The sequence below is a fragment of the Aphanizomenon sp. CS-733/32 genome (assembly GCF_028330045.1).
In the GTDB taxonomy this organism is placed as follows: Bacteria; Cyanobacteriota; Cyanobacteriia; order Cyanobacteriales; family Nostocaceae; genus Dolichospermum; species Dolichospermum gracile.
On the sequence record NZ_JAQMSE010000098.1, the window covers coordinates 1 to 11,765 of the forward strand.

Consider the following 11,765-nt stretch of genomic DNA (forward strand, 5'->3'; position numbering starts at 1 on the left):
ACTTGATGAGGCAATTACTATGGCGGTTAATGCTATTACTGATGAAAATGCTCTCAATTGGTTTAATCATTGTGGATTGTTTTTTGACCCTATTTAGATAGCTATTTTTGTACTGGACTTGATCACAAACTGCTGTAATTGGGAACGGTGCGTTACTGCTAACACACCCTACTGAATGACATGATTATTTCTTCGCAATTATCCACACTGCGTGAACAATACCCAAAATATAAAAACCAAAGATAGTCAAAAGCAAATTAATCCAAAAATCCTTACCAAAACCGACCTGTAAAAATACTCCTAAAGGTGGAAGAAAAATCGCAACTATAATTCTGACTAGATCCATATCCATGTTATTCTCCTGTAGATGTTCAATGTTTCTAGAGTTAACATCACCTAATCTGGTGACGATTCCTGAAAAATTTGGTAAACCACACCTTTTAACCACCGCTGATTTTAGCTTTATAACCCAACTTCACCAAAATCTCTAAAATCTTCTGTTTGTGGTCTCCCTGAACCTCAATTTCATGATCTTTCACCGTTCCACCTGTACCGCATTGGGCTTTTAACTGTTTTAATAAAGTAGCTAAAGTTTCCGGTGTGGCTTGAAAACCAGTAATCACCGTGACAGTTTTCCCCTTTCTTCCCGCGCGAGTAGCTTGGATTCGCACATTTTGCTGATTGGGGGGTAAATCTTGGATTCCCCGTTCTACAGCGCGTTCCAGTGCGGGTGAACTACCGTTACCAAATTCTTGGTAGATAACCTTTTTATCAGATTTGGGATTAGCCATAATATTTAATGCAGAAAAAATAGATTTTCATTGTAAACAATTTTAGCCTAAGCGGGGGTAATTAAATATATAATTGCTACATGATAGAGGATAAGAAGGTAAGAGAAAATGAACCACGAAGGAGCGAAGTTCACGAAGGAAGAGGAAGAAGGAAGGATGAGGAGGTTGGGTGATGATGTGGAGAGGTTGGCTTATGCTGTGATTGGTGCGTCAATTGAGGTGCATAGGATGTTGGGTGCGGGGTTTTTGGAGAGGGTATATCAAGAGGCGTTGGGTTTGGAGTTTCGTTTGCGGGGAATACCTCATAAACCTAAACATTTAGTAGCAGTAAAATACAAAGGTTATCCCATTGGTGAGGGGGAATTGGATTTTTTGGTTGGTGATTCCCTAGTTGTTGAATTGAAAGCGGTGGAAAAGTTAGCCCCTATTCATGAAGCGCAAGTTATTTCTTATTTAAAAATGACTAATTGTCCTCTTGGTCTTCTCATCAATTTTAACGTCCCCGTTCTCAAAGAAGGCATTAAATGCATCATTCTCTCCTCTTAACTCTTCTTCTTCTTTCTCTTCCTTCGTGTTCTTCGTGCCTTCGTGGTTCATTAATTCTTTGTTACAAGTGATATACTGAATAGAAATAACCATAGTTAAGTAGTACAAAAGCATGGCAATTGAAGAAACACAAAATTATATGTTCTCACAAAAAACTTTTAATCTATTACGAGAATTTTCTAATAATTATGTTTAGAACAAATTGCTGAAGTTACGGAATTATCTCTTCAGCAAATTCAGGCTTTACAAAAGGAGACACAAGAATCTTGATTTTGTCTAGTTCCCATGCTCTGCGTGGGAATACAATTGAGAGGCTCTGCTTCTACTATAACTGGAACCTCTAGGATAGCATTCCCAGTCAGAGACTGGGAACGAGAATTGTGGAGATTGGGAAGGAGGGACTGGCTAGAAGCCCGGACTATAATATTGTTCTAGAATTAAAATTAACTTTGTTCTCTTATTTTACCCAATCCGTGACTACTACTCCTCTCGCTTTGAATTTCTCACAAACTGCTTCAGTTCCTGATACTCTAGGACGTTTTGGCCGCTTTGGTGGTAAATATGTTCCAGAAACCCTGATGCCGGCGTTAGCTGAACTAGAAACAGCATATCAGCAGTATCGGCATGAATCGGCTTTTCAAGCTGAATTACAAGGTTTATTGAGGGATTATGTCGGTCGGGCTACTCCTTTGTACTTTGCTGAACGGCTGACTGCTAATTATGCTCGTCCTGATGGTACGGGGGCGCAAATTTACTTAAAACGCGAGGACTTAAATCATACTGGCGCACATAAGATTAATAATGCTCTGGGTCAGGTATTATTAGCCAAACGCATGGGTAAACGGCGGATTATTGCCGAAACTGGCGCAGGACAACATGGTGTAGCAACGGCGACGGTTTGCGCTCGGTTTGGTTTGGAATGTATTATTTACATGGGTGTTCACGACATGGAACGCCAATCTTTAAACGTCTTCAGAATGCGACTGATGGGGGCGGAAGTTCGTCCGGTGTCTGCGGGGACGGGAACTCTCAAAGATGCCACTTCTGAAGCCATCCGGGACTGGGTAACGAATGTGGAAACGACCCATTACATCCTGGGTTCTGTGGCTGGTCCCCATCCTTACCCGATGATGGTTCGGGATTTTCATGCGGTGATTGGTGAGGAAACTCGCGCTCAAGCTATGGAAAAATGGGGCGGTTTACCTGATATTCTCGTGGCTTGTGTGGGTGGTGGTTCTAATGCAATGGGACTATTTCACGAGTTTGTCAAAGAATCATCTGTGCGGTTAATTGGGGTGGAGGCTGCTGGTGAGGGTGTGGATACTGGCAAACACGCAGCTACTTTGACAAAGGGACAGGTTGGTGTGTTACATGGTTCGATGAGTTATCTTTTGCAAGATGATGATGGACAGGTGATTGAACCCCATTCTATTAGTGCTGGATTGGATTATCCCGGTGTTGGTCCTGAACACAGTTATATGAAGGATATCGGCCGGGCGGAATATTACAGTGTGACGGATGCTGAGGCTTTGGAGGCGTTCCAACGGTTGTCGAAGTTGGAGGGGATTATACCAGCTTTGGAAACTTCTCATGCGATCGCTTACCTGGAAACTCTCTGTCCTCAACTTACTGGTAGTCCTAAGATTATTATCAACTGTTCTGGGCGGGGTGATAAGGATGTGCAAACGGCGGCTAAGTTCTTAATTCACTAGGGATACGGCTTGATAAAGGTCGGGGTTTAGCTCAGGCTTTACCCCCACTGCTATTCCTTCTTTGATCTAATTCTTCCTCGGTGACTCCTGCTGCAAGTTTTTGTCAATAGTAATTGATTAATAAAAATTGTCTCTCTAACATCTATCATTGGATACTATTTATTACTAATGATTTTGACTAATAATGTAGTGTAAATAACATTTATTAGTTTTATAGTCATGAGTGAGATATGACTGCTTTGAATTGTAAAAATTTGATGATCCTTTAGTTTATATTGGGCAAATAGTATCCTGGTAAGTATTCTGATAATCAGAAGATAGGGTATATATCCAGTAAATCCATACATTACTTAGCTTAAAAATCTATGTTACGACAAACTGCTTTTGGCATCGCTTTAAGTACGCTTGTCATCGCTAGTGGCTATATGACTGCTGCGAATCCAGATAATAGTTCTGCTAAACAAACTGGCGGATATCAGCCTTCATCACTGGTGACAAGTCAAGCCAAAATATCTAATCTTGGATTTCAAACTACTAATTTAGAGAAGTCGGTTTTTACTCAAATTAATCAATATCGGGCAAAACGCGGACTCAAACAACTAAATTTAAGCGAAAAAATCAGTCAGCAAGCCAGGATTCATAGTCAAAATATGGCAATGGGTAAAGTTCCTTTTAGTCATCAAGGATTTGAACAGCGGGTGATGGCGATTCCTCTCAAATACACTAGTGCGGCAGAAAATGTAGCTTATAATACTGGATATAGCAATCCTGCCAATGAGGCGATTTCTGGTTGGTTAAAAAGTCCTGGTCATCTGAAGAATCTTCAGGGTAAATATAATTTAACCGGGGTTGGTGTGGCTACTAATCAGAAAGGGGAAGTCTATTTAACGCAAATATTTTTGAATGCTAATAGGTAGAGGTTGTGTCAGGAAGAAGAAAGAAGTTTTGGGTGATGTTGTCTGGCAAAATAAAGATAATTTATATTTGACAAGTTCATGACATTGCAAGATTTTCAGATTAGCGATCGCGATTTAAGTGATGAAATTCTGACTGAGTATTTAAAATCTCCGGCGATCGCTGTTGATACGGAAACGATGGGACTTTTACCTGGGCGCGATCGCTTGTGTCTAGTTCAACTCTGCAACCCGAAAGGACAAGTCACAGCCATTCGGATTGCTAGAGGACAAACGGTAGCACCAAATTTGAAAGTTTTAATGGAAGCAATTGATATTGTCAAGGTTTTCCACTTTGCTAGATTTGATGTTGCTACTTTACGGCAGAATTTAGATATTATTGTCCAACCCATTTTTTGTACTAAAATTGCTAGTAAGTTAGCCCGAACTTATACAAATCGTCACGGTTTAAAAGATGTGGTTTTAGAATTAGAAAAGGTGGAATTAGACAAAAGTTCCCAATGTTCTGATTGGGGTAATGCTAGTAATTTATCTGCTGCACAATTAAGTTATGCAGCTAATGATGTCCGTTATTTGTTAAGTGTCCGGGAAAAGCTTACAGCCATGTTACAACGGGAAGAGCGTTGGCAAGTTGCCCAAGAATGTTTTCAAATTTTACCAACAATAGTTACTTTAGATTTATTACAATTCAAGGATTTATTTGAACATTGATACAGCAGAATTTACCGAAGCAAAACTGGCTTTACAGTTATATCCTGTACCTCTTGGATCTGGAATTTGCTGTATATTCAAAATAGCTAAGTGGGGTTTGCTGAATAAGTTGTCTGTGAGGGCTAGGAGTCAGGAGTCAGGAGTCAGGAGTCAGGAGGAAGAATTAGAAGAAGATAAGAATAGTATTAAATCTGGTAAAGTGATAGGTTTTTGCTAATTTCAACCCTTATTCCTTGAACTTCTTTCACCTTCTTTACCTTCAAACTCTTGATATATCTCAGTTCTAGGTTTATTCAGCAGCCCCTAAGTAGGGTTTGCTGAAAAAGTTGTCTATGAGGACAGGGAACAGTTTTAACTGTCTGGATATCCTATCACCAATGGGTCTAGTAACCGGCGAAAGTAGGGTTTCAAGTGTTCCTGTATTTGTTCTGAAATCCCATCCTGATTTAAAATTCGGGAGGGGGCTTCCTGTAGTGTTCCAGTTAAGTAATTGTTGTGATATTGAGTAATATATCGGCTCATTGTATTGATAGAGATTCCGTCATGGTGAAGGGCGTTTGCAACTGCGACGGGAGTAATGGCAAAAATCTCCGTATCTTCAACTGCGGTGATTTTAACTAGTGGTAATGGTTCTCCTAGAAAAAGATTCATCTCTCCAAAGAAATCTCCGATCAGGAATTTTTCTGTCGGAGCATCTGGTTGGCGACGGAGAAATTCCTGTCTCTGGTCTATGTTCTCAATTTCAGCGGCTAAACTTGCATAGAGCCAATAAAGGGATGATACTTCTTTAGCCGCTTGGTAAGTCAGGGAGAAGGCAACTGGACCAATGTACTTAGCCAACTCAGACGCAACCTGTTCAATTACTATTGGTTTGAGGGCATAGCTAGACTGGGTATGATTTTGAGGTTGACGACTAAAGGGTTTGAAGGTAATTGTTGTTGAATTAGGGACTAATTTTTGTTCTATGGCGACACAACCTCTCACCACCAGGAACATTGCTGGAGACAAAAGATTTTGATAATCAAGTAATTCCTCCGCATCAAACAGCAGTGTTTTAGAATTTTCTACCAGAAGGCTTTGAGCCTTGACAGTTAAATTTCTAAAAAATTCAATGTTGCTAACAAGTTGCAACAGACGTTCATTCTCGGTGGACTGATACTCACTTCCCATGCTAGTACGACTCAGAGCGTACCAAACCCGACAGCGAATTTCTGGATCTGTATGGTTTTCAGCTTCACTATAGTTTTTGGGATAGTAAAACAATTTATAGTTCACTTCCGTTAGTCCATAGGACCACATTCTCACAAATACGGGTTGGTCAAGATTAATATTTGGTAGGGGTTGGTTGATTACTGCCTTACAAGCAGTATCCATCACCTGGTTCGGCGGAATATTGGCAGAAGTTGTAAAGTCCACTGTTCGATAGACTGAACCAGAGGCGATCATCTTGACCAATTCTTTGGCGATCGCACCATTAGGAATATACGTAATTTCACCAGAGTTGAGCCGGATATCTGTTGAATTCCAATCTATTGATTCCACAACTCCTTCTAATCCCTGAAATTGAATCTGATCGCCAATTTGAAACGGTTGGTTAATCTGAAGAAAAATGCCAGACAGGAAATTTCCTAGAGGTTCTTGCATTGCAAACCCAACAATTGCCGTAAATAGGGCAGAAGTAGTGAAAAACGTTGTGGTTTCCTGACCAAGAATACGCAGAATCACAAAAATGCAGATCAGGTACAGGAAACCTGAGACTATTAATTTCAATAACCTTGATGGACGCGTTCTTTTTCTACGAGTTAACCAAAAATTGATTAATAAGAAAGAAAGGGCATTAACAATAACTATGCTGATGCTGATCAATACGGCAACTTTCAAGCCGTATAAGACTATGGGAAAAACTTGTTGGGGGTTGTTTAAAACAACAACATAAACAAATAATAGACATCCAGTGAATGCAACTTGGAAAAGAGCTAGAAAATTTCTCATATAAACTCCACAACTACGAATAACTCGAACAAAGGCTGATTGAAAAAACAGTTGATTATGTTGGCAAATTTAACCTATGCAAAGTTATTTTTCGGGTGCTTCTAGGGCTTTATTGAGACTGATTAAAAGACGATTAATTGCTCGATTTAGTGGGTTTAATGAATTGGATTTATCTTCTGGGAGTTGAGACTCCTCTAACTGATGCAGACTAATTTCTTCCAGGAGGTGAGTAATAGTATCTAGAGGCTTGGTAATCCATTTCTGGACAATCAGAAGCACTGTCGTGTATGCTACCAAGAACACGCTGGCGATCGCTAATAAATAGGACCCAACAGACTTCTGAGCCTCCTGATATTGAACAACTGTGGGGACTGAAATAATCCTTGTTCCGACAATTTCATTCAGTTTCCAGCCAAAACCATTCTCACTACCATAGGTTTTGATCAAAGAAGGAGGAGCATTTTCCGGTTTACTATGACAAACTAAACAACTGGATTTAGTAATCTGAATTGGTTTGGCCATATAAAGCGTTTTTTGACCGCTTATTAAATCCAGTCGCTCACCTATTTTTTGCTTGATATTAGGATTTTTGGCAAAATATTCAATTATCTCAACTTCCCACCCCACTGCTAGATCTTTGCGGTTTGTGGGATTAATAGCACTTTCTCGATAGGTATACCCTTTGTTTTCCTTGCTTTTCCCTAGTTGATTCAAAATCTGTTGAGCAGCATAGGAGGGAACAGTGACTCTATTAAAATCAGGTACTTCTTGATTTTTCTCCGCTGACTTTGATACATTTTGAGATGATTTATCTTCCGTCAGCAGAGCAAATTGAGGTTGAATTTGAGTTGATGTGTAATCTCTCGCCGCGGCTGCTGTATCTAAAAGCAATGTAGCCTTACGGATAATGTCTTTCCTAGCACCATTGTACTCTAGTCCCCAGATTGACAAGCCACAAATAATCCACCCTGCAAAGAAAATACTAAATATAATTAGGGTAAGTCTTGTTTGAAGTTGTTTCATTAATTTAAGTTGAATTTTAAATGCTTACTGACAACTGAATTTACACAGTACGGGATTATATATTAAAATTGGTTCACAAGTCAAGGGTTTTTCCTATTCCCTATTCTCAAAATTTACCTGTTTTACCAAATGCACCAATTCTGGTAAAATCAACTTTTTCATACTCAGCCGCACAGCATTACTAGAACCAGGAAGAGAAAAAGTGATTTTGTTTTGATAAACACCAGCGACAGCACGAGAAGCCATAGCGCGAGAACCAATTTCTTGATAACTTAAAAACCGAAATAATGCTCCAAATCCTGGTAAAGTTTTGTCTAATAACTTTTCTATAGCATCATAAGTAGTATCCCTAGGAGCAATTCCCGTTCCCCCATTAAAAATGACAGCATGGATACGAGTATCTTCGCCCAAGGCTGTCATTTGGGATTGAATTTCTTGAGGTTCATCTTTGATAATCTGATACAATGCCACTGTGTGATCATCAGCTAAAAGTAGTTCTGTAATTAATTGACCACTTTTATCTGTTTTAGCGGAACGGCTATCACTAACTGTAATCACCGCACAAGTTACAGAAAGTTGCTGTGTATTGGGGTGTGGTTGAAATTCCATAGATATTTTACGTTTTAGCCAATAACCAATGACCATTGACCACTGACTACTGACTAATGACTAATTAAGATTTGCTCAAACCTAGACCATTTTCTTCAGCATAACGATTCATGAACCGCATAAACCGATCCCATTCTTCATTGGACTTCATGACATAAACTGCTTCTAAAGATTCTGGTTTACCGTTGACAAATTTACCCTGAACTTCACGAATAACTATTTCCCCTTCTTCGTCAATTAAGTACAGTCCAGTGGGTTCGGTTGTACCGTCTTGCGCCAATATATCAGGATTGATGAAGATAAATGTGGCTGTACCACTTTCACCTTGTATTGCTCTTGTTAACCGAACGTCTGGAATTACTGTTTCTTCAATACCTCTAGCAAACTGAATTTTCGCCATGATGAGTAAATCTAAAGTTTTGTGATCATTTTGTAATATTCTCTCATCATAAAGCAATTTCCTCACAGGCATTTTACCAATGGCAATTAAATCTAGTTCCCAATCCCGAATCCAACGTCGTTTATTGACGACAGCACTAATCATTGTAGTGGGTATATTCTTTACTCTGAGTAACTATTCTAGCCCAGCTATATCTGCCACTCAACCAAAAAACGTCATTTTGATGATTGGGGATGGTATGGGTTGGGAAATGGCTCGTGCTGGGGCTATGGCTAAAGGATATAATTACACTTCTGGTCAGGGTGAGGGACTGAGTTTTCAAACCTTAGATAATTACACCCTGGCTACCACCTATGGTACTACGATTGCTCCTGGTAATGGAGTTTTCAGCACAGGTAACTCTGCGTTATCAAACTCTAATCCGATTACAGGTGCTAGTCCGATGTTACCAGGGTTTAAGTTTCAACCCCAATTTAATCCCGGAAATACACCATCTGGAGGAGAGAAAAATCTTAATTCCAATGCGGTAGGTAATTTAGTGGGTTATGATCCCCAACGCGGGGGAATAAATCCTTGGACACCGGGTAATGATCCTGAATATATTAAGTATAGTTATCCTGATTCTGCCAATACAGCAACTACTCTGTACACGGGAGTAAAAAGCTATAACAATGCTATTTCTGTGGATATATTTGAAAAACCTTTAAAAACTATTCTTAAGACTGCGGCTGAACATAGTAAATCTACGGGGATTGTGACTTCTGTGCCTATAGATCATGCTACACCTGGTGCAGCAGCGGCAAATGTAAATCGTCGCAATAAATATGATGGTGATTATCCAACTTTAGATAATATTCTCCAGCAGGAGCTTCGCATATATCAACCAACGGTAATTTTAGGTGGTGGTCATCCTCTCACGGGTGCGAGTAGTCAACCTCTGCCTACGGGTGTAGAACCGCCAACTAAGTTTGAATATATCACGAAAACGACCTATAAAGAGTTAAGCAAAAACCCTGATCAAAACCGTTATCAATATACATTTTTAGAACGGGGAAAAGATGCGGCTGCGAAGTTAGGGAATACGGCGGCGAGATTAGATCCAAATCAGGGCGATCGCTTGTTAGGATTATATGGAGCTAGGGGACAAGAGGGAAATCTCCCTGTAAGTACCGCCAATGGAGATTACAGTAATACAGGTTTAAGTATCTTTTCCCTGTTTGGTTCCCAAGGAAAAAACCCCGATACAGTTCGGCCTCTACTTGCGGGAGAAACCGATAAATCTTTTATTGCGAAAGAAATTAATGAAAATCCCACACTTGATGATTTAACCAAAGCAGCTTTAGCAGTTTTATCGAAAGATAAAGATGGATTTTGGTTAATGGTAGAAGGTGGTGATATTGATTGGGCTGCCCATGATGATAATTTAGATAATATGATCGGGACAGTGTTGGATTTTGATAAAGCTGTAAAAACAACAATTGACTGGATTAAAAATAACGGTGGTTGGGAAAATAATCTACTAATTGTCACCGCTGATCATGATCATTATCTCACTTTAAATCCCAACTTTTCCGAACTGCTGAAAGAAAAAGGTGCAGAAGCTTTAACTGCTGAATCTGATTCCATTAAAGCCGGTCATTTTTGGGGATCTAATCCCAACATCAAATATGGTTGGGGAAATCATGCTAATCGTCCAGTTCCCGTTTATTATCAAGGCAAGGGTTCAAAAGTTTTAACTAATTCTGTGGGTAAGGGGTTTCAACTTTACGGTTATAAGATTCCTGGTATTCAAGGTTTAGTAGACCAAATCCACATTTATCAAACTCAACGAAAAGCAATAGGGAATAGGTAATGGGTAATGGGTAATACAAGAAAGTTCTTAACCAGTGACCAATGACCAATCAACCATCAGTTATCCTGTTCTAAGTCATTAGTAGATTAAATCAGGGGATCGCTTGCATAATTGTTCACAATTTGTTACAAAAATATAAAGAACTTCTAGAGACTAAAACCTAATGTTCGGCGGACTTACTGGTTTAACAGATACCAAAAGCACCGATTGGGGAGAGCGAATGCTCAACACAGTCGCCAGTCAGACGATTCGCCACCTGTTTACCCAAAGCGAGTCGGTAGAAGTCTTTGTGCGCTGCTATCCCTCCAGCAAACTGTTGCAAGGCAGCATTGATAGCTTTAAAATGAACGGTCGCGGCTTAGTAATTCGTAAAGACTTCGCAGTAGAGGAAATGTCTTTTGAAACCGATGCAGTCGCCATTGACTTTGGCTCGGTTTTAAGTGGTAAACTTACCCTCAAACAACCCACCCAGGCTGTAGCCCAGGTGATTCTATCAGAAGAAGGCATTAATCGGGCTTTTGAGTCGGAACTGGTGAAAAAACGCCTGCTTAACCTTTCTGAACCCACCTTGATTGCCATATCTGGTGGCGAACCAATTTCTTTTACCGAAGTTGAGGTCAAGCTATTACCCGAAAATCGCTTGCATCTAGTAGCTAAATCCGATTTAAACAACGGCGAACTCATACCCCTAAGTATGACCATTGGTGTCGGGATTGAAAGAAGAAGGCGGGTTTCTTTCAAAGAACCGAAGATTGAACTTGAGGGAGTTCCAGAAGCACAAAGAGAAATTTCCCAGACTTTAAGCGTGGCATTGGTAGAAATTTTGGATAATATGGTTGATTTAGATCGCTTTGATTTAGATGGGGTAAAAATGCGACTAAATCGTTTAGAAACAGAAGGTCAAAGATTGATTTTTAGTGGTTATGCAGAAATAGAAAGAATTCCTCACAGTTCTTAACAATTCTAAAATTGAAAAAATTAACGCCGCCTAGTTGACCCTGGGCGGCGATTTAATTTTTATCCCACATTCCGCACCCCAAAATGTTACAGAGGGAAATTACGGAGATGAAAATCAAAGGGAGCATCAAAACAAACAGACAAAGTGAAAAAAGGCATTTGAGAAACAGTAAATCACCAAAAATGTCATCAAAATCTATTCTCAATAAGAAGCAATAAGAATGCACACCACCTGGAGAGGTCAATAGATAAGCGAAA

The 11,765-nt window shown here is 39.8% G+C and carries 13 protein-coding genes; 7 read left to right on the forward strand and 6 right to left on the reverse strand.

Annotated features, from left to right (window positions below):
• Window positions 1-184 precede the first annotated feature (184 nt).
• Together PN471_RS07500 and PN471_RS07505 are read right to left on the reverse strand one after the other, a co-directional pair.
• Window positions 185-346 (reverse strand): YqaE/Pmp3 family membrane protein, encoded by a 162-nt coding sequence (locus PN471_RS07500; protein ID WP_271776319.1) that lies wholly within the window; start codon window positions 344-346, stop codon window positions 185-187.
• A 94-nt stretch (window positions 347-440) separates the two neighbouring features.
• Window positions 441-791 (reverse strand): translation initiation factor, encoded by a 351-nt coding sequence (locus PN471_RS07505; protein WP_271776310.1) that lies wholly within the window; start codon window positions 789-791, stop codon window positions 441-443.
• A 108-nt stretch (window positions 792-899) separates the two neighbouring features.
• Between PN471_RS07505 and PN471_RS07510 the strand changes: the two genes are divergently transcribed.
• The 5 genes from PN471_RS07510 to PN471_RS07530 all read left to right on the forward strand — a co-directional run bounded on the left by PN471_RS07510 (window position 900) and on the right by PN471_RS07530 (window position 4,891).
• Entirely contained in the window at window positions 900-1,337 is a 438-nt protein-coding gene (locus tag PN471_RS07510) for a GxxExxY protein (RefSeq protein WP_271776311.1), read from the forward strand.
• Window positions 1,338-1,810: 473 nt separating this feature from the next.
• Entirely contained in the window at window positions 1,811-3,049 is a 1,239-nt protein-coding gene (trpB, locus tag PN471_RS07515; RefSeq protein WP_271776312.1) for a tryptophan synthase subunit beta, read from the forward strand.
• 365 nt (window positions 3,050-3,414) lie between these two features.
• Window positions 3,415-3,966 carry a CAP domain-containing protein gene (locus tag PN471_RS07520; RefSeq protein ID WP_193897050.1) on the forward strand — a complete coding sequence of 184 codons (552 nt, stop codon included), beginning with the start codon at window positions 3,415-3,417 and terminating at the stop codon, window positions 3,964-3,966.
• A 78-nt stretch (window positions 3,967-4,044) separates the two neighbouring features.
• Entirely contained in the window at window positions 4,045-4,674 is a 630-nt protein-coding gene (locus PN471_RS07525) for a ribonuclease D (RefSeq protein WP_271776313.1), read from the forward strand.
• Window positions 4,664-4,891: a hypothetical protein gene (locus PN471_RS07530; protein WP_271776314.1), complete on the forward strand. Its 228-nt coding sequence runs from the start codon at window positions 4,664-4,666 to the stop codon at window positions 4,889-4,891. The genes PN471_RS07525 and PN471_RS07530 overlap by 11 nt, the downstream gene beginning before the upstream one ends.
• Window positions 4,892-5,025: 134 nt before the next feature.
• Here PN471_RS07530 and PN471_RS07535 read toward each other — a convergent pair whose 3' ends face one another.
• The 4 genes from PN471_RS07535 to psb28 form a co-directional block, all read right to left on the reverse strand.
• On the reverse strand, window positions 5,026-6,399 hold the full coding sequence (locus PN471_RS07535; RefSeq protein WP_334311904.1) for a mechanosensitive ion channel domain-containing protein: 1,374 nt from the start codon (window positions 6,397-6,399) through the stop codon (window positions 5,026-5,028).
• Window positions 6,400-6,750: 351 nt separating this feature from the next.
• Entirely contained in the window at window positions 6,751-7,689 is a 939-nt protein-coding gene (locus PN471_RS07540) for a Tll0287-like domain-containing protein (RefSeq protein ID WP_271776316.1), read from the reverse strand.
• A gap of 93 nt (window positions 7,690-7,782) precedes the next feature.
• Window positions 7,783-8,298 carry a MogA/MoaB family molybdenum cofactor biosynthesis protein gene (locus PN471_RS07545; protein WP_271776320.1) on the reverse strand — a complete coding sequence of 172 codons (516 nt, stop codon included), beginning with the start codon at window positions 8,296-8,298 and terminating at the stop codon, window positions 7,783-7,785.
• A gap of 64 nt (window positions 8,299-8,362) precedes the next feature.
• Window positions 8,363-8,698, reverse strand: coding sequence for a photosystem II reaction center protein Psb28 (psb28, locus tag PN471_RS07550; protein WP_271776321.1), 336 nt, complete (start codon window positions 8,696-8,698; stop codon window positions 8,363-8,365).
• Window positions 8,699-8,921: 223 nt separating this feature from the next.
• On the opposite strand from psb28, the gene PN471_RS07555 reads away from it, so the two are divergent.
• Both PN471_RS07555 and PN471_RS07560 read left to right on the forward strand, forming a co-directional pair.
• Window positions 8,922-10,550, forward strand: a complete 1,629-nt coding sequence (locus PN471_RS07555) for an alkaline phosphatase (protein ID WP_442867140.1) — start codon at window positions 8,922-8,924, stop codon at window positions 10,548-10,550.
• A 163-nt stretch (window positions 10,551-10,713) separates the two neighbouring features.
• Window positions 10,714-11,508, forward strand: a complete 795-nt coding sequence (locus PN471_RS07560; protein WP_271776318.1) for an LmeA family phospholipid-binding protein — start codon at window positions 10,714-10,716, stop codon at window positions 11,506-11,508.
• The last annotated feature ends 257 nt before the right edge of the window (window positions 11,509-11,765 follow it).